The sequence below is a fragment of the Nocardia otitidiscaviarum NBRC 14405 genome (assembly GCF_000308635.1).
Classification (GTDB): Bacteria; Actinomycetota; Actinomycetes; order Mycobacteriales; family Mycobacteriaceae; genus Nocardia; species Nocardia otitidiscaviarum.
Genome location: NZ_BAGD01000123.1, coordinates 13,435 through 30,482 on the forward strand (window position 1 = coordinate 13,435; position 17,048 = coordinate 30,482).

Below are 17,048 nucleotides of genomic sequence, written 5' to 3' on the forward strand. Positions count from 1 at the left end.
CTTGTTGATAACAGGGTACCGTGTTGTAATCGTCGTCACGTCGATGAGGAAGGGAACAGACGTGGCAGGGATCAATGGGGATCGCCGAAGGCGGGGGTGGCGGCGCTTCACCGCGGCCGCGCTCGCGACGGCGGCGGTCATGAGCACGGCGGTGGCCATGAGCACCGCGGCATTGTTGGGCACGGCGGGCACGGCCGCCGCGGCGCCACAGCCGGTGGATGTGGACCCGTTCTATCAAGCGCCCGAGGGCTTCGAATCCGCCGCGCCGGGCGACATTCTGCGGTCGCGCGAAGTGCAGTTGGCGGTGCTGACGGTGCTCCCGGTGCGAGTTCGCGCCTGGCAGTTGCTGTATCGCACCACCGACCTGTTCGAACAACCCACGGTGGCGGCGACCACGGTGGCGGTGCCCATGGGGGCCGACACCGCTCGCAGCCGACCGCTGGTCTCACACCAGTTCTTCTACGACAGCGCCGCACCGCACTGCGCACCCTCGTTCCTGTTGCGGCAGGGCGGCGGGCTGGCGGGGGTCGAGGGCATCCACTCCAACGTGGAATACCTGGAACTCGCGGCCTCCATCAGCCAGGGCTACGCCATCAACGTGCCCGACTACGAGGGCCTGAACGGTCATCTGGCCGTCGCGAAGGAGCCCGGCTACATGGTGCTCGACAGCATCCGCGCGGCGGAACGCTTCGAACCCCTCGGCCTGGACGGCGCGAACACCCCGGTGGCGCTGTGGGGCTACTCCGGCGGTGGCATGGCCAGCGGCTGGGCCGCGGAAATGCATCCCACCTACGCGCCGGAGTTGAACATCGAGGGCGCGGCCATCGGCGCGCCGGTCTCGGACGTGGAATCGCTGCTGCACGTGAACGGCTCCATGTTCTCCAGCCTCATCGGCATCGGGATCGCGTCGCTGATGAACGCCTACCCGAAGTTCGCCGCGGCGACCGAACGCGTGCTCACCCCCGAGGGCCGGGCGATGATGAACCGCACCAACGCCCAGTGCCTGCCGCGCAACGCGCTGACCATGATGTTCGTCGACTATCAGAAGATGCTGACCATTCCCATCGCGGAGTACCTGGCACTGCCGGAGGTCCGCGAGGTGTTCGACGCGACCGTGCTCGGCAAGCAGGCCCCAACCATGCCGATCATGCTCTACCAGGGCGTCTTCGACGAGGCCGTGCCGGTCTTCGACAATGACGCGCTGGTGACCGAGTGGTGCGCGGGCGGCACCTCGGTGCTCTACAAACGCGACCACCTCAGCGAGCACCTGACCCTGCCCACCCTGGGCATGGGCGACGCCTTCAACTGGCTGCGCGGCCGCCTGGCCCCCGGTGCGCCCGATCCGGTGGGTTGCCAGACCGAGAACCACCTGTCGCTGTTCTTCGATCTCCAGGACATCCTGATGCAGACCGAGATCAATCTGAACGCCACCTTCGGCGCGCTGGGCTGGCCCATCGGACCTCAGGAGCGCTGAGAAACCTTCTCGCTCAGCCCCTGTGACTCGTGCCCCGACCGCAACCGGAGCGGTCGGGGCACGGGTGCGGGTACGCGGGTATCCGCCGCCGGCGGCGGTCTCGTGACGCGACTCACGCGGGACCGGTATGGTCGGCAGCGTTATCTATTCGCATGCCAACGGGGGCTCGCACCAGCGGGCTGAGAGGACGGCTAGTGGGCCGTCGACCGTATGAACCTGACCGGGTAATGCCGGCGTAGGGAGGATTCACAATGTCACCTGATCGAGTCGCGTCCACGAACGGCCAGTCCGCGCCGGTGGACACGGTGACCACCGGTCCTATCGAAGGCAGCGTCAAGCACTACCAGCAGCTCGAGGCCGACGGCACGACGCTGCGCATTCCGGTGCGACGCATCAACCTCACCAATGGTGAGCATTTCGACGTGTACGACACGTCCGGCCCGTACACCGACTCCAGCGCGAGCATCGACGTGGAGGCGGGCCTGCCCAAGCTGCGCGATGCCTGGGCCAAGCCGGACGTGCCCGGTCCGCGCACCCAACTGGCCTGGGCCCGAGCGGGCATCATCACCAAGGAGATGCACTACATCGCGGCCCGCGAGGGCGTCTCCCCCGAACTCGTGCGCGACGAGGTCGCCGCCGGGCGGGCGGTGATTCCGGCCAATCACAACCACCCCGAATCCGAGCCGATGATCATCGGAAAGAAGTTCGCGGTGAAGATCAATGCCAATATCGGCAACTCGGCCGTGTCCTCCTCCATCGCCGAGGAGGTGGAGAAGATGGTGTGGGCCACCCGCTGGGGCGCGGACACCATCATGGATCTGTCCACCGGCAAGAACATCCACGAGACCCGCGAGTGGATTCTGCGCAACTCCCCGGTCCCGGTCGGCACCGTGCCGATCTACCAGGCGCTGGAGAAGGTGAACGGCGATCCCACCAAGCTCACCTGGGAGATCTACCGCGACACCGTCATCGAGCAGGCCGAGCAGGGCGTGGACTACATGACCGTGCACGCGGGCGTGCTGCTGCGCTACATCCCGCTCACCGCCAAGCGCGTCACCGGCATCGTCTCGCGCGGCGGTTCCATCATGGCGGCGTGGTGTCTGGCGCATCACCAAGAATCGTTCCTGTACACGAATTTCGCCGAGCTGTGCGAGATTCTGGCGAAGTACGACATCACCTTCTCCCTCGGCGACGGCCTGCGCCCCGGTTCCATCGCCGACGCCAACGACGAGGCGCAGTTCGCCGAACTCCGGACCCTCGGCGAGCTGACGAAGATCGCGAAATCCCATGGCGTGCAGGTGATGATCGAGGGCCCGGGCCACGTGCCCATGCACAAGATCGTGGAAAACGTTCGCCTGGAAGAGGAATGGTGCGAGGAGGCCCCGTTCTACACGCTGGGCCCGCTCGCCACCGATATCGCCCCGGCCTACGATCACATCACCTCGGCCATCGGCGCGGCCATCATTGCCCAGGCCGGAACCGCCATGCTCTGCTATGTCACGCCGAAGGAGCATCTGGGCCTGCCCAACCGCGACGACGTGAAGGTCGGCGTGATCACCTACAAGATCGCCGCCCACTCCGCCGACCTCGCCAAGGGCCATCCGGGCGCGCAGGCCCGCGACGACGCGCTGTCCAAGGCCCGCTTCGAGTTCCGCTGGCGCGACCAGTTCGCGCTGTCGCTGGACCCCGACACCGCGCGGGAGTACCACGACGAGACGCTGCCCGCCGAACCCGCCAAGACCGCGCACTTCTGCTCCATGTGCGGTCCGAAGTTCTGCTCCATGCGCATCTCCGCCGACGTGCGCGAGTACGCGGAGAAGCAGGGCCTCACCGATGTGGCGGCCATCGAGGCGGGCATGGCCGAGAAGTCCGCCGAGTTCGCGGCCAGCGGCAAGCAGGTGTACCTGCCGGTCGTCTCGTAGCCGCGCACGCCCGGCCCGCAGCCGCTACGGGCCGGGCGATCAGGCCCGCGCGGAGATCTGCTGGACGCCCCAGCTGTTGCCGTCCGGGTCGTCGAAGTAGATGAAGCCGACATTGTCGAGCGGGTCGGCGGTGGGGGACGGATTCACACCGACCACCTCGATATCGCTGACGGGGACGCCGCGCTCCACCAGTTCGGCGTGGGCGCGCTTCAGATCGGGCACCACCAGTTGCAGGCCCTTGAGGCAGCCCGGCTCCATATGGGGCACCACCCCCTCCCCGATGACGATGGAGCAGCCGGAGCCGGGCGGGGTCAGTTGCACGACCCGCATGCCCTCGGCGATATGCGTGTCGTGGTCGACGGTGAAGCCGAGTTGGCGGGCGTAGAAGTCCAGGGCGCGATCCACATCCGATACCGGGACGATCACGACCTCGAGGGTCCAGTTCATGGCTCGAGCCTTCCTGCGGGGCGGACAGCTGTCACCACTATGGACGCGACGGGCGGGCGAAAGTGGTCGTTCCCGCTCGATTCGGTGTTTCCGATGCGCGAATGTCAGCGCTTCGGCTGCCAGCGCTGTGCGAATTCGCCCGGCCGCGGCGCCGGGCCGGGGAGTTTTCCCGAGGCGGCGAGCCCGTCCACGAGCATGGCGAGGACGCGGCGGCGCAGCTGGGCGGTCCGGTCCGGATCCGGCAGCGAGATGGCCGCGCACGCCTCGAGTACGAGCCCGAGATCGGCCACGGTCACCTCCGCGCGCAGGGTGCCGGACGCGTGCGCACGGCGGATCAGTTCCTCGTTCAATTCCGCGGACCGCTGGACATCCGGGAGTATCGACTCGTCCGGGGTGAAGGTGCCCGCCAGGTGCACGGTCAGCGAGTGCACGTCGGCGTCCACCACGCGTTCCAGGAAGTCTACGAGGCCCTGCCAGCCGTCGGTAGCGGCCAGTGCCGCCTCGGCTTCGGCGTTGTAGCGGCGCAGCCCGTCGTGACAGAGGGTGCGCAGGAGCGCCTCCTTGTTGGCGTAGCGGCGGTACAGGGCGCTGATTCCGACGCCCGCGCGCTCGGCGACGGCGGCGATCGGAGCGGCGGCATCGGCGAGGAAGACCTCGCGGGCGGCCTGCAGAATGCGTTCGTCGTTGCGGGCGGCCTGCGCCTTGCGGCCCGGGAGTGCGCGCTGAGCTGGGGTTTCGGCGGTCTCGGTCATAATTTCAGCATAACACTTGAACGGAATGATCCGTTCCGCTATGGTTTGAAACAGAACGAAACATTCCGTTCCGAACCGGGAGAGAATCATGAACGCCACCACCACCGACACCATCCGCACCTTCCGCATCGAGGTTCCGCAGGCCGACCTCGACGATCTGCGCGACCGCCTGGCCCGCACCCGTTGGGCCGACCAGATCCCGGGCTCCGGCGACACCTACGGCGTGAGCGTCGACCGGGTGCGGCACCTGGTCGAGTACTGGCAGGGCGGATTCGACTGGCGCGCGGTCGAGGCGAAGCTGAACGCCTACCCGCAGTTCATCACCGAGATCGACGGCCAGGACATCCATTTCCTGCACGTGCGCTCGGAGCGGGAGAACGCCTTCCCGCTCATCCTCACCCACGGCTGGCCGGGCACCTTCGTGGAATTCCTCGGCGTGATCGAACCGCTCACCGCGGCGGGCTTCGATCTGGTCATCCCGTCCATCCCGGGGTTCGGCTTCTCCGGTCCGACCACCGAGGCGGGCTGGAACAACACCCGCATCGCCACCGCCTGGGCCGAACTCATGCGGCGGCTCGGGTACCGGCGCTACGGCGCGGTCGGCAATGACGGCGGCTCCCAGATCTCCGCCGAACTGGGCCGGGTCGATGCCGAGCACATGGTGGGATCGCATGTGGCGCAGGTGTATTCGTTCCCGTCGGGCGATCCCGCGGAAATGGCGGACCTGACCGAGGGCGAGGCGCAGGCGCTGGAGACGCTGGACTGGTTCGCCAAGAACAAGATGAGCTTCAACATCCTGCACTCGCAGCAGCCGCAGACGCTCGCGCACGCCATCATGGATTCACCCGCCGGACTGGTGGGCTGGCTCGGCCAGCTGCTCGGCCCGGAGCTGGACGACGATTTCGTGCTCACCCACATCGCCATCCACTGGCTCACCGGCACCGCCGGATCGGCCACCCGCATCTACTTCGAGAACGCGCGGGCCGAGCAGCCGACCGAGCCGACCACCGTCCCCATGGCCCTGAGCGGGTCGAACGGCGACTTCCACGGCATCCGCCGCTTCGCCGACCGCGACCACAACATCGTGTCCTGGAAGACCCACGACGTTTTCAGCCACTACCTGCACCACTCCGCCCCGGAGCTGATGGCGGGCGAGATCACGGAGTTCTACGCACAGTTCCGCTGAGCGGAGATATGCACGGCCCGCACCCGACCCGGGTGCGGGCCGAATCCGTTACAGCGCAGCGCGCAGCGGGCGTCGTGGGCACGGCACGCTCAGAGATCGTCGGGCAGCAGACGAAAGGCGCTATGACCGGTAAGGGGCGTGATCGCACGGAAGTCGCGACGGTCTAGCGTCAACACCTCCACCGTTTCGTACCGTTCGGCAAGCGAGACATTGGTGGCGTCGGTGAGATCCAAGCGCAGGGACAAGTACCTGTCCTGCACCTTGCGCGCGACCCGCAGCAGGTCCGCGGACACTGCGGGCACTTCGATGCGCCCGATACGCTCTTGCGCCAGCAACCAGTCATTGACCGCGTAAGCGGCGCGGCGGTTGAGATTGCGAGTGGTGACGTGTTCGACTTCGAGCAAGACGAGAGGCGAGACGACGGTCAGTGCCGCCTGCTGCAGCGCGGCGCGCGCGTCGGAGTGCTCAGGATCCGCCGAGTTGAATGCGGCGATCAGACCGGAGGTATCGCCGATCAGTATCATCCAGCGTCGGCTTCGGTATCGGTGATCGCTTCTCGCACAACGCTGTCGATCTCATCCGCCGTCACGGCATGCCCGTAGTCGAGAACCGGGATATCCCACACCTCGTCCCATCGCCGAGTACGTATCGCGGCCAGGTGAAAGGCCTCACGAAAGTACTCGGATTCCGGCCGCCCTTCGCGCGCCGCGGCCTTCTTCACCAACTCGAGATCGGCCTCATCGACCATGACCGTCGTCTTCTTCAAGCCCATATGGTTATGGTACCCGCACCATAACTTTGGGGCGAGCTGTCGCCGCTCGCCCCGCAGACGGTCAGGCGTGCGAGTGGAGTTCGCCCCAGGCCGGGAAGGGATCGGCGTAGTTCACCCACGCTCGCTGTCCCGCGGCGAGTTCCGCATCGGTGAGCAGGGCCTCGTCCAGCAGGGTGCGCACCCGCTCGCGGTCCAGTTTCACGCCGATGAAGACGATCTCCGAGCCCGGCTGCTCATCGAGCGAGGACCAGAAGGCGGCCGGTTCGAAGGTGAGGTTCGGGCCGGCCTGCGACCAGATGGCGACCAGCTCGGGGCGGCTGGCGATCCAGCAGAATCCTTTGCTGCGCAACAGTCCGCGCAGCTGGGTCAGCGCCGCGTCCAAGCGTTCGGGGTGGAAGGGGCGGTCGGCGGTGTAGGTGAGACTGCGGATGCCGTACTCCTCGGTCTCGGGGGTGTGCCCGCCCGCCAATTCCTCCTCCCAGCCCGCGGTTTCGGCGGCCAGGTCGGGGTTGTACAGGCCGGTGTCGAGCACCTCGGAGAGGTCGACGGAACCCTTGACCGCGCGCAGGATCTTGGCTTTGGGGTTGAGGCGGCGGATGGCGGCCTCCACGCTGCCGACGGCATTGGCGCTCACCAGATCGGTTTTGGAGATGATCAGCACGTCGGCGAACTCCACCTGATCCACCAGCAGATCGGAGATGGTGCGCGCGTCCCCCTCCCCCGCCTGCATATCCCGCTGCTCGAGGGATTCACCGCGCACCACCTCGGGCAGGAAGGTGGAGGCGTCGACGACGGTCACCATGGTGTCCAGGCGCGCGATATCGCCGAGCTTGAAACCGTCCTCGAATTCCCATTCGAAGGTGGCGGCCACCGGCATGGGTTCGGAGATGCCGGTGGATTCGATGACCAGCTGGTCGAAGCGGCCCTCCCGGGCGAGCTTGCCGACCGATTCGATGAGGTCTTCGCGCAGCGTGCAGCAGATGCAGCCGTTGGTGAGTTCGACCAGCTTCTCCTGCGTCCGGTCCAGGTGGCCCTGGCCCGCCACCAGGGCGGCGTCGATATTCACCTCGCTCATGTCGTTGACGATGACGGCCACGCGGCGGCCCTCGCGGTTGGCGAGGATGTGGTTGAGCAGGGTGGTCTTCCCGGCTCCGAGGAAGCCGGAGAGCACGGTCACGGGCAGGGGGCGGGTCTGGGCTGAGGTCACACGCTAATGATAACCGTTTTCATTTGCAGTGAGCGGGTCGCCCCGGCCATCCGCGCGGCGGCTCCGCGTAGGGTCAGCGGCGTGGAACTGCTACCGCTCACGCCCAATGGCAAGACTCCGGTTCGTGTGCTGACCATTGCCGGAACCGACTCCGGCGGTGGGGCCGGAATTCAGGCCGACAGCCGCACCATGGCCCTGTGCGGGGTGCACGCCTGCGTGGCGGTGGCCGCCGTGACCGTGCAGAACACCGTGGGCGTCAGCGGTTTTCACGAGATTCCGCCGCAAATCGTTGCTGATCAGGTGCGCACCGTGGTGACCGATATCGGTATCGGCGCGGCCAAGACCGGCATGCTCGCCTCCACCACCATCATCGAGGCGGTGGCCGGGGTGTGCCGCGAGGTCGGCATCGGCGGCGGCGGGGATATTCCCTTGGTTGTGGACCCGGTGGCGGCCTCCATGCACGGTGATCCGCTGCTACACGCCGAGGCCCTGGACGCGGTGCGCAACACGCTGTTCCCGCTGGCCACCGTGGTCACCCCCAATCTCGACGAGGTGCGGCTCCTCACCGGCGTCGAGGTCGTCGACGACCGCAGCGCGCGCCGCGCCGCCGAGGCGCTGCACGCCCTCGGCCCCCGCTGGGCCATCGTCAAGGGCGGCCATCTGCGCAGCTCCGCCTACAGCACCGACCTGCTGTTCGACGGCGAGAACTGCTACGAGCTGACCGCCGAGCGCATCGCCACCGGCAACGACCACGGCGGCGGCGACACCCTGGCGGCCGCCCTGGCCTGCGCCCTCGCCCACGGCTACCCGGTGCCGGACGCCTTCGCCTTCGCCAAGGAATGGACGCGGCGCTGCCTGGAGGCGGCCTACGACCTCGGAGCGGGGCACGGTCCGGTGTCCCCGCTGTGGCGGCTGCACGAGCTCTGACACCGGCGTTCGGCGAGGAGTTCCGAGCCGAGCCGGGTAGTCCGGCTCCCAGCAATCTCCCAGGCCGGGCGCAGGGACGGCCCAGCATCGGGCGCGAGCGTGGTCGGCATGACCGACACCATGACCGCCGTTCGGGCGGCGGAACCAGCCGGGGCCGTGACCACGCCCGTCGTCGACGTGGTCGTGCCCGTATACAACGAGGAACGGGATCTGGGGCCGTGCGTGGCACGGCTGCACGGCTTCCTGCGCGAGCACTTCCCGTTCGCCGCGCGAATCACCATCGCCGACAATGCCTCCACCGACGGCACCCTGGCGGTCGCCCGGCAACTGGCCGCGCGTCTGGACGGGGTGCGGGTGGTGCATCTCGACCGCAAGGGGCGCGGGCGCGCGCTGCGCACCGTCTGGCAGGAGTCGGATGCGCGGGTCGTGGCCTATATGGATGTGGATCTGTCCACGGACCTGAACGCACTGCTGCCCTTGGTCGCGCCGCTGGTGTCCGGGCACTCCGATATCGCCATCGGCACCCGGCTGGCGGCCTCGTCGCGGGTGGTGCGCGGACCCAAACGGGAGTTCATCTCGCGCTGCTACAACCTGATCCTGCGTACCTCGCTGCACGCTCGATTCTCCGACGCGCAGTGCGGATTCAAGGCCATGCGCACCGAGGTGGCGCGGGCGGTGCTGCCGCTGGTCCAGGACGGTGAATGGTTCTTCGATACCGAACTGCTGGTCATCGCCGAGCGGGCCGGTCTGCGAATTCACGAGGTGCCGGTGGACTGGATCGACGATCCGGACAGCCGGGTGGACATCGTGGACACCGCACGCAAGGACCTGCTGGGGATCTGGCGGGTCGGTCGCGCGCTCACCACCGGACGGCTGCCGATCAACGAACTGCGGGCCGCCGTGGGACGCGAACCGCTGGTGGAGGGGGTGCCGCTGGGTATGGTCGGCCAGCTGGTGCGGTTCGGCATCGTCGGCGTGGTCTCCACCCTGGCCTATCTGCTGCTGTATGTGGCGCTGCAACCGATCACCGGACCGCAGCCCGCCAATTTCCTGGCGCTGCTCGTCACCGCCGTCGGCAATACCGCCGCCAATCGCGCCTTCACCTTCGGGGTGCGCGGCGCGACCCGCGCGGTCTCCCATCATGTCCAGGGCTTGGCCATCTTCGGATTCGGGCTGCTGGTGACCTCGGGATCGCTGTTCGCCCTGCATCAGTGGGCTCCGGGCACGTCGGTGCACGTGGAACTGCTGGTGCTGGTGGTCGCCAATCTCATTGCCACCCTGGCTCGTTTCGTGGGACTGCGCTGGGTGTTCCGGAATGCGCCCGAGCCCGCGCGGCGGGAAGGGGCACGCGCATGACCGCGACCCTGAGCCGACCCCGGCACGCTGCCGAGGCCCCCGCTCCGCGCACCCCACACGTCCCGCGCTGGGACTACCCGGCGCTGGCGGTGCTGCTGGTCGGCACCGCGCTCGCCTATCTCTGGAATCTCACCGCCAACGGCTGGGCCAACAGCTTCTACGCGGCTGCGGTGCAGGCGGGTTCGCGGTCATGGAAGGCGTTCTTCTTCGGCTCCTCCGATGCCGCGAACTCCATCACCGTGGACAAGACGCCGCTGTCGTTGTGGCCCATGGAGATCTCGGTGCGGATCTTCGGGCTGCACAGTTGGAGCATGCTGCTGCCCCAGGTGCTGCTGGGCGTGGGATCGGTGGCGCTGCTGTGGGCGGCGGTGCGCCGGCACTTCGGCCCCGGCGCGGGGCTGCTGGCCGGATTCGCACTGGCCGTGACACCCGTCGCGGCGCTCATGTTCCGGTTCGACAATCCGGACGCCATGCTGGTGTTCCTGATGGTCGCCGCGGCCTGGGCCATGCTGCGGGCGGTGGAGTCCGGACGCTGGAAGTGGCTGCTGCTGTGCGGGCTGTTCATCGGATTGGGCTTCCTGGCAAAGCAATTGCAGGTGCTGCTGGTGGTGCCCGCGCTGGCGCTGACCTACCTGATCGCGGGACCGCCACGGCTCGGGAAGCGCATCGTGCAACTGTTCGCGGCCGGATTCGCCATGGTCGCCGGTGCGGGCTGGTGGGTGCTCATCGCCCAGCTGTGGCCCGCCGCCGAACGACCGTACTTCGGTGGCTCACAGCACAATTCGATTATAGAACTGACGCTCGGCTACAACGGGCTGGGCCGCTTGAACGGCGAGGAGACCGGCAGCGTCGGCCCCGGCGGTGAACTGCCGGCGGGCGGTAACGGCATCTGGGGCAGCACCGGCATCACCCGGCTGTTCGAACCGGCGCAGGGCGGCCAGATCGCCTGGCTCATCCCGGCGGCACTGGTGCTGTCGATCGCCGGAATCGCACTGCGCGGCAGGGCCTCTCGCACCGACCCGCAGCGGGCCGCGCTGCTGCTGTGGGGCGGCTGGCTGCTGGTGACCGGGCTGGTGTTCAGCTTCATGCGGGGGATCTTCCACCAGTACTACACGGTGGCGCTGGCACCGGCCGTGGCGGCACTGGTGGGTGCGGGCGCGGTGCAGCTCTGGCGCAGGCGCGAACTCACCCAGGTACGCGTGGCGCTGGCACTGACCGTCGGCCTCACCACCGCCACCGCCTGGATGCTGTTGTCCCGCAGTGCCGATTTCGTGCCGTGGCTGCGCTGGACGATCCTGATCGGCGGCATCGCGGCCACCGTGCTGATGCTGGTTCCCGCCCGCCGACTGTCCCTGGCCGCGGCGTCGCTCGCCCTGACGGTCGGGCTCGCGGGCCCGGTCGCCTACACGGTGGACACCCTGGCCAGCGCGCATCAGGGTGCGATCCCGACCGCCGGTCCGGACGTCGGCGGCGGCTTCGGCCCGGGGCACGGCGGGCCGGGCGGCCGCCAGGCTATAGACGATGGCCGCACTGATGGTGCGGCCGGTGGCGGCACACCCGCAGCGCCGAACGGCGGGCAACTCCCGCCGCCGGGTGGCGGAGCTGCACCTCCCGGTACGGACGGCACACTGTCCAGCGGCGCGACCGACGGTGCTGGCGCGCAGGGGAATCCGAGCGCTACCGGCGGGGGCCTGGCTGATGGTGCGCCGGGTGGCGGTCCGGCGGGTGGGGTCATGGGTGCGAGCGAGCCGAGCGAGCGGCTGACCGCTCTGCTGCTGGCCGACGGCGACGCCTACACCTGGGTCGCCGCGACCGTGAGCTCCAACAGTGCGGCGGGTTACCAGTTGGCCACGGAGCTTCCCGTCATGCCCATCGGCGGCTTCAACGGCAGCGACCCGTCACCCACGCTGGAGCAGTTCCAGCGGTATGTGGCGGAGGGCCGCATCCACTACTTCCTCACCGGCAGCGGAAACGGCGGCGGCCCAGGCCGTTCACCGGATTCGGAGAGCTCGAAGATCACCGCCTGGATCGCGGCGAACTTCACCGCGGAGGAGGTCGACGGGGTCACGGTCTACGACCTGACCGAGCCGACGACGGCTTAGTCGGCGGCACCGCGACAGCCCCCGCCCACTCGGACGGGGGCTGTCGTCGTGTTCACCGGGGTTGATTCCGCCATATCCACCGCGCACCACCGCTTACGCTGAATTGAGCACCGCACCAGCGATTTCCGGGAATGTCGCCATGACCTATCCCCTGCCCCTGAGCCCCTTGCCGCTCAGTGACGAACACCGCGAATCCTTCTGGCGTCGATCGGGCTGGAGCCCCGGCCTCCCGGATCGGGAACGGGAAGCCATCGAACACCGCTGGGACGACGAATCCATCGAGATCGCCGAGGTTTTCGGCTGGTGAGCCATCGGCTCGACAGTCGTCAGGAGCCCGGGTGCAGGGTGTTGTGCAAGGTGGCGGCCCACTGCTGCACGATCTCCTTGCGGCGCAGCGAGTCGTCGGTGAGCACGTCGGCGAGGCCGAGGCCGCGGGCCAGGTCCAGGGTGGCCTGGACCAGGTGGTGGGTGACCGGGTCGGAGTCGTCGACGCCGAGCGCTTCCACGGCCATCCGGTGCGAGATGCGGCCGAAGCGGGCCTCCATGGGGACGATGCGTTCCCGCAGGGCCGGATCGGCGGCGGCGTGCGTCCACACCTGGAGGGCCGCCTTGAACAGCGGGCTGGTGTAGGACTCCACCAGCGAGGCGACCACGGCCTGGGTGCGCCCCGCACCCTCGGCGACGTCGTCGAGGGCGAGGGCCTCGGCCTTCGACTGCGCCATCCGCGTCTCGAACATGTACTCCAGGGCGGCGGTGATCAGATCCTCCCGGGTGGGGAAGTGATGCTGCGCAGCCCCGCGCGACACCCCCGCGCGTTCGGCCACCACGGCCACGGTGGCGGTCGCCCAGCCCAGTTCGGCCAGGCAGTCGATGGTCGCCTCCAGCAGCCGCTGCCGGGTGGCCCGGCTGCGGTCCTGCTTGGGTTCGTGGGGTGTCGCCATGGCCGCTATTCTGCCCAGCTCGGCGGACGGCGCTGAAAGAAGGCCGTCATGCCCTCGACGACGTCGGGGGTTCCGAAGCAACTGCCCGAACGCTTGGCCAGCTCGTCGGCGCTGCGATCGAACTCGGCCAGGATATGGGCGGTGGTGAGCCGCTTGCTCTCGGCCAGCCCCTGCGGGGACCCCTTGCGCAGTTCACCGCACAGCCGCGCCACCTCCGCCGCCGCGTCGTCGGCGGCGCTGGTGATGAGGCCGATGCGCTCGGCGACATCGGCGTCGAAGGTCTCGCCGGTCTGGAAGTACCGCGCCGCCGCGCGCGAGGTCATGCGCGGCAGCAGGGTGAGCGAGATGATGAACGGGGCCAGGCCCAGCCGCGCCTCGGTGAGGGCGAAGCTGCTGCCCCGACCGGCGACGACGATATCGCAGGCGGCGACGATGCCCATACCGCCCGCGCGCACATTGCCGTCGATCCGCGCCACCACGGGCTTGGGCAGTTCCAGGATGCGGCGCAGCACCTGGACCGCCCACCGGGTGCGGATGTCGGCGGCGGCCGCGGGGTCGGCGTCGAGGGCCTCCTTCAGGTCCGCACCGGCGCAGAAGGTGGTGCCGGTGTGGGTGAGGACGACACCGCGCACGGCCTCGTCCGCACCCGCCCGCTCCAGACCGTCCAGCAGTTCGGCCACCAGCCGTGAGGACAGGGCGTTGCGGTTGTGCGGGGAGTCCAGCGTGAGCACCGCGAAGCCGTCGCGCACCTCGTAGCGGACGACCGGCGCGGTCTCGGGGGTGGGTTCGGTATCGACCATGTCAGTACGACCTCGGCAGGCCCAGCGAGTGCTGGGCGACGAAATTCAGGATCATCTCCCGGCTGACCGGGGCGACGCGGCCGATGCGCGCGGCGGCCAGCATGCCCGCCAGACCGACATCGGAGGTGAGGCCGGAGCCGCCGTGGGTCTGGATGGCCTGATCGAGCGCCTTGATGCTGGCCTCGGCGGCGGCGTATTTCGCCATATTGGCGGCCTCGGCGGCCCCGAAGTCGTCGCCCGAGTCGTAGAGCACGGCGGCCTTCTGCATCATGACCTTGGCCAGCTCCAGTTCGATCTTCACCTGCGCCAGCGGATGCGAAATGCCCTGGTGCGCACCGATGGGCGTCTTCCACACCTGGCGTTCCCTGGCGTATTCCACCGCCCGGTCGATGGCGTAGCGGCCCATGCCGACCGCCATGGCGGCGCCCATGATGCGCTCCGGGTTCAGGCCCGCGAACAGCTGCGCGATGGCCGCGTCCTCCTGGCCCACCAGGGCGTCGGCGGGCAGCCGCACGTCGTCGAGGAACAGCGTGTACTGGCTGTCCGGCTCGATGATGTCCATCTCCTGCCGGTTCTTCACGAACCCGGGGGTGTCGACGGGCACGATGAACAGCGCGGGCTTGAGGTTGCCGGTCTTGGCGTCCTCGGTGCGCGCCACGATGAGCACGGCCTCGGCCTGGTTCACACCGGAGATGAAGATCTTGCGGCCGTTGAGGATCCAGTCGCCGCCGTCGCGCCGGGCGGTGGTGGTGATCTTGTGCGAGTTGGAGCCCGCATCCGGCTCGGTGATGCCGAAGACCATCTTGGCCGTGCCGTCGGCCAAGCGCGGCAACCAGTTCCGCTTCTGCTCCGCGGTACCGTACTTGGTGATGATGGTGCCGCAGATGGCGGGCGAGACCACCATGAGCAGCAGGCCCGCACCCGCCGCGGACAACTCCTCCTGCACCAGCGCGAGTTCGTAGATGCCCGCGCCGCCACCGCCGTACTCCTCCGGCAGGTTCACGCCGAGGAAGCCGAGTTCGCCCGCCTCGTCCCAGAGTTCGGTGAGCGGCTCGTTCCGCAACGCCTTGGCGCGCACATAGTCGCGGTAGTTGTATTTGGCGGCCAGCTGGGCCACCGCCGCGCGCAGCGCCTTCTGTTCGTCGGATTCGATGAAGCTCATTGCCTACTCCTGGTTTTCGTTGTGCACAACGGCGAGCACAGCGCCGACGTCGACCTGCTGACCGACCGCGACATTCAGTTCGGTGAGAGTACCGGCGGTGGGGGCGGCGATGGCGTGTTCCATCTTCATGGCCTCCAGCCACAGGATGGGCTGGCCCTTCTCCACCTGTGCGCCGACCTCCGCGCCGAGGCGGATGACCGCGCCGGGCATGGGCGCGAGCAGCGAGCCCTCCGCCACCTGGTCGGCCGGATCCTCGAAGCGCGGCAGCCGCCGCACGGTCACCGGGCCGAGCGGGGAATCGACGGCGACCAGATCGCCGTAGCGGGCCACCTCGAAGCGGCGCAGCACCGCGCCGCGCTCGCCGGGAACGCGCAGCACCACGGTGTCCGGGGTGAGGTCCACCAGTTCCAGACCGGGCAGGCCGTCCACCTCGAGACCCGAGCGGGTCAGGCGGTAGCGCACCTCGTGCTTGCCGGTCACCCGGCTCTCATAGGACTTGGACTGCGGCTGCGACGGCAGATTGCGCCAGCCACTGGGCAGTCCGCCGCCCACCCGCGCGGCGGCGCGATTGGCGGCGGCATCGGCCAGAGCGGCCGCGGTGATCGACAGTGCCTCGGTACTTTCCGCGGCCAGCGGGGCGGCGAGCGCGTCCAGGCCGTGAGTGGCGAAGAAGGCGGTATCGGTGTCCCCGGCCAGGAAGGCCGGGTGCCGCAGCACCCGCACCAGCAGATCGCGGTTGGTCACCAAGCCGTGAATCTTGGCCCGCTGCAGCGCCGAGGCCAGCAGATACGCGGCCTCGTCCCGGGTTTCGGCGTAGGAGATGACCTTGGCGAGCATGGGGTCGTAGTGCACGCCCACCAGTGAGCCGTCCACCACGCCGGAGTCCAGGCGCACACCCGGCTCGGTGAGCACGGTGAATTCGCCTACGGTGCCGGGGATGTCGAGCTTGTGGACGGCACCGCTCTGCGGCTGCCAATCCTGTGCGGGATCCTCGGCGTACAGACGCACCTCGATGGAGTGGCCGCGCATGGCGGGCTGCCGCGCGGGCAGCGGGCGTCCGGCCGCCACCTGCAACTGCAGGCGCACCAGATCCAGGCCGGTGGTCTGCTCGGTGACCGGATGCTCCACCTGGAGTCGGGTGTTCATCTCCAGGAAGAAGAACTCGCCCTTCTCGTCGGCCAGGAACTCGACGGTGCCCGCACCCTCGTAGCCGATGGCCTCCGACGCCAACCGCGCCGCCTCGAACAGCCGCGCCCGCATACCGTCGATCTTCTCCACCAGCGGTGACGGGGCCTCCTCCACCACCTTCTGATGCCGCCGCTGAATCGAGCACTCGCGCTCGCCCACCGCCCATACGGTGCCGTGGGAGTCGGCCATGACCTGCACCTCGATATGGCGGCCGGTCTCCAGGTAGCGCTCGCAGAACACGGTCGGATCGCCGAAGGCCGACGCGGCCTCGCGCTGGGCCGCCTCGATCTGATCGTTCAGGTCGGCGAGGTCGCGCACCACGCGCATACCGCGCCCGCCGCCACCGGCCGACGCCTTGATGAGCACCGGCAGCATGTCGGCGGTGACCTCGGCCGGGTCCAGCTGCTTCAGCACCGGCACCCCGGCGGCGTCCATCATCTTCTTGGACTCGACCTTGGAGCCCATCTGCTCGATGGCGGTCACCGGCGGGCCGATCCACACCAGCCCCGCCGCCTGCACGGCCTCGGCGAATTCCGCGTTCTCGGAGAGGAATCCGTAACCGGGGTGGATGGCGTCGGCACCGGCCGAGAGCGCGGCCTCGATGATCAGTTCACCGCGCAGGTAGGTCTCGCCGGGGGTGTTGCCCGGAAGACGCACGGCGGCATCGGCTTCGGCCACATGCGGGGAGGCGGCATCGGCGTCGGAGTACACGGCGGTGGTGGCGATGCCCATGCGGCGGCAGGTGGCGAACACCCGGCGCGCGATCTCACCGCGGTTGGCGACCAGCACATTGCGGATTTCCATACCTGGCC

Annotated in this window: 16 protein-coding genes and 1 riboswitch; of the genes, 7 read left to right on the forward strand and 9 right to left on the reverse strand. The window is 68.8% G+C overall.

The window, feature by feature from the left end; translation table 11 throughout:
• Positions 1 to 61 precede the first annotated feature (61 nt).
• Together ON31_RS27815 and thiC are read left to right on the forward strand one after the other, a co-directional pair.
• Positions 62 to 1,474 (forward strand): lipase family protein, encoded by a 1,413-nt coding sequence (locus ON31_RS27815; RefSeq protein WP_157533790.1) that lies wholly within the window; start codon positions 62 to 64, stop codon positions 1,472 to 1,474.
• A 148-nt stretch (positions 1,475 to 1,622) separates the two neighbouring features.
• A riboswitch (TPP riboswitch) is annotated at positions 1,623 to 1,733 on the forward strand.
• Complete coding sequence (thiC, locus tag ON31_RS27820) at positions 1,726 to 3,396, forward strand: phosphomethylpyrimidine synthase ThiC (protein WP_051037826.1); 1,671 nt, start codon at positions 1,726 to 1,728, stop codon at positions 3,394 to 3,396. (Overlaps the previous riboswitch by 8 nt.)
• 39 nt (positions 3,397 to 3,435) lie before the next feature.
• Here the strand turns inward: thiC and ON31_RS27825 are convergent, their stop codons facing one another.
• Both ON31_RS27825 and ON31_RS27830 read right to left on the reverse strand, forming a co-directional pair.
• A complete protein-coding gene (locus ON31_RS27825) occupies positions 3,436 to 3,843 on the reverse strand; it encodes a VOC family protein (protein ID WP_039817845.1) in 408 nt (135 codons plus the stop codon).
• Positions 3,844 to 3,947: 104 nt separating this feature from the next.
• Complete coding sequence (locus ON31_RS27830; protein WP_039817846.1) at positions 3,948 to 4,595, reverse strand: TetR/AcrR family transcriptional regulator; 648 nt, start codon at positions 4,593 to 4,595, stop codon at positions 3,948 to 3,950.
• A gap of 88 nt (positions 4,596 to 4,683) precedes the next feature.
• On the opposite strand from ON31_RS27830, the gene ON31_RS27835 reads away from it, so the two are divergent.
• Positions 4,684 to 5,781 (forward strand): epoxide hydrolase family protein, encoded by a 1,098-nt coding sequence (locus ON31_RS27835; protein WP_039817847.1) that lies wholly within the window; start codon positions 4,684 to 4,686, stop codon positions 5,779 to 5,781.
• 89 nt (positions 5,782 to 5,870) lie between these two features.
• On the opposite strand, the gene ON31_RS27840 is transcribed toward ON31_RS27835, so the two are convergent.
• From ON31_RS27840 to ON31_RS27850, 3 genes are all read right to left on the reverse strand, one after another.
• Positions 5,871 to 6,305, reverse strand: coding sequence for a type II toxin-antitoxin system VapC family toxin (locus ON31_RS27840; RefSeq protein ID WP_039817849.1), 435 nt, complete (start codon positions 6,303 to 6,305; stop codon positions 5,871 to 5,873).
• A complete protein-coding gene (locus ON31_RS27845; RefSeq protein ID WP_039817850.1) occupies positions 6,302 to 6,553 on the reverse strand; it encodes a ribbon-helix-helix protein, CopG family in 252 nt (83 codons plus the stop codon). Before ON31_RS27845 ends, ON31_RS27840 begins: the two co-directional genes overlap by 4 nt.
• Before the next feature lie 61 nt (positions 6,554 to 6,614).
• A complete protein-coding gene (locus tag ON31_RS27850) occupies positions 6,615 to 7,760 on the reverse strand; it encodes a GTP-binding protein (RefSeq protein ID WP_039817851.1) in 1,146 nt (381 codons plus the stop codon).
• Between the two features lie 81 nt (positions 7,761 to 7,841).
• On the opposite strand from ON31_RS27850, the gene thiD reads away from it, so the two are divergent.
• From thiD to ON31_RS37000, 4 genes are all read left to right on the forward strand, one after another.
• On the forward strand, positions 7,842 to 8,687 hold the full coding sequence (gene thiD / locus ON31_RS27855) for a bifunctional hydroxymethylpyrimidine kinase/phosphomethylpyrimidine kinase (RefSeq protein WP_039817852.1): 846 nt from the start codon (positions 7,842 to 7,844) through the stop codon (positions 8,685 to 8,687).
• Positions 8,688 to 8,807: 120 nt separating this feature from the next.
• The gene (locus ON31_RS27860; RefSeq protein ID WP_039817890.1) at positions 8,808 to 10,043 is read left to right on the forward strand and encodes a bifunctional glycosyltransferase family 2/GtrA family protein; all 1,236 of its coding nucleotides are present in this window, start codon (positions 8,808 to 8,810) and stop codon (positions 10,041 to 10,043) included.
• The gene (locus ON31_RS27865; RefSeq protein WP_039817854.1) at positions 10,040 to 12,145 is read left to right on the forward strand and encodes an ArnT family glycosyltransferase; all 2,106 of its coding nucleotides are present in this window, start codon (positions 10,040 to 10,042) and stop codon (positions 12,143 to 12,145) included. Before ON31_RS27860 ends, ON31_RS27865 begins: the two co-directional genes overlap by 4 nt.
• A 139-nt stretch (positions 12,146 to 12,284) precedes the next feature.
• Positions 12,285 to 12,452 (forward strand): hypothetical protein, encoded by a 168-nt coding sequence (locus ON31_RS37000; protein WP_157533791.1) that lies wholly within the window; start codon positions 12,285 to 12,287, stop codon positions 12,450 to 12,452.
• A 19-nt stretch (positions 12,453 to 12,471) separates the two neighbouring features.
• Here ON31_RS37000 and ON31_RS27870 read toward each other — a convergent pair whose 3' ends face one another.
• The 4 genes from ON31_RS27870 to ON31_RS27885 are packed head-to-tail and all read right to left on the reverse strand — an operon-like array spanning position 12,472 to position 17,040.
• The gene (locus ON31_RS27870; protein ID WP_029932985.1) at positions 12,472 to 13,086 is read right to left on the reverse strand and encodes a TetR/AcrR family transcriptional regulator; all 615 of its coding nucleotides are present in this window, start codon (positions 13,084 to 13,086) and stop codon (positions 12,472 to 12,474) included.
• Between the two features lie 5 nt (positions 13,087 to 13,091).
• Positions 13,092 to 13,886 (reverse strand): enoyl-CoA hydratase family protein, encoded by a 795-nt coding sequence (locus ON31_RS27875; protein WP_051037829.1) that lies wholly within the window; start codon positions 13,884 to 13,886, stop codon positions 13,092 to 13,094.
• 1 nt (position 13,887) lies between these two features.
• Positions 13,888 to 15,048: an acyl-CoA dehydrogenase family protein gene (locus ON31_RS27880; protein ID WP_039817856.1), complete on the reverse strand. Its 1,161-nt coding sequence runs from the start codon at positions 15,046 to 15,048 to the stop codon at positions 13,888 to 13,890.
• A 3-nt stretch (positions 15,049 to 15,051) separates the two neighbouring features.
• Positions 15,052 to 17,040 carry an ATP-binding protein gene (locus ON31_RS27885; protein ID WP_039817859.1) on the reverse strand — a complete coding sequence of 663 codons (1,989 nt, stop codon included), beginning with the start codon at positions 17,038 to 17,040 and terminating at the stop codon, positions 15,052 to 15,054.
• Positions 17,041 to 17,048: the final 8 nt, after the last annotated feature.

Excerpts from the sequence above, each read along its gene's own strand:
- thiC (WP_051037826.1), top strand. The coding sequence starts at position 1,726 with ATGTCACCTGATCGAGTCGCGTCCACGAACGGCCAGTCCGCGCCGGTG.
- ON31_RS27825 (WP_039817845.1), bottom strand. The coding sequence starts at position 3,843 with ATGAACTGGACCCTCGAGGTCGTGATCGTCCCGGTATCGGATGTGGAT.
- ON31_RS27830 (WP_039817846.1), bottom strand. The coding sequence starts at position 4,595 with ATGACCGAGACCGCCGAAACCCCAGCTCAGCGCGCACTCCCGGGCCGC.
- ON31_RS27835 (WP_039817847.1), top strand. The coding sequence starts at position 4,684 with ATGAACGCCACCACCACCGACACCATCCGCACCTTCCGCATCGAGGTT.
- ON31_RS27840 (WP_039817849.1), bottom strand. The coding sequence starts at position 6,305 with ATGATACTGATCGGCGATACCTCCGGTCTGATCGCCGCATTCAACTCG.
- ON31_RS27845 (WP_039817850.1), bottom strand. The coding sequence starts at position 6,553 with ATGGGCTTGAAGAAGACGACGGTCATGGTCGATGAGGCCGATCTCGAG.
- ON31_RS27860 (WP_039817890.1), top strand. The coding sequence starts at position 8,808 with ATGACCGCCGTTCGGGCGGCGGAACCAGCCGGGGCCGTGACCACGCCC.
- ON31_RS27865 (WP_039817854.1), top strand. The coding sequence starts at position 10,040 with ATGACCGCGACCCTGAGCCGACCCCGGCACGCTGCCGAGGCCCCCGCT.
- ON31_RS37000 (WP_157533791.1), top strand. The coding sequence starts at position 12,285 with ATGACCTATCCCCTGCCCCTGAGCCCCTTGCCGCTCAGTGACGAACAC.
- ON31_RS27870 (WP_029932985.1), bottom strand. The coding sequence starts at position 13,086 with ATGGCGACACCCCACGAACCCAAGCAGGACCGCAGCCGGGCCACCCGG.
- ON31_RS27875 (WP_051037829.1), bottom strand. The coding sequence starts at position 13,886 with ATGGTCGATACCGAACCCACCCCCGAGACCGCGCCGGTCGTCCGCTAC.
- ON31_RS27880 (WP_039817856.1), bottom strand. The coding sequence starts at position 15,048 with ATGAGCTTCATCGAATCCGACGAACAGAAGGCGCTGCGCGCGGCGGTG.
- ON31_RS27885 (WP_039817859.1), bottom strand. The coding sequence starts at position 17,040 with ATGGAAATCCGCAATGTGCTGGTCGCCAACCGCGGTGAGATCGCGCGC.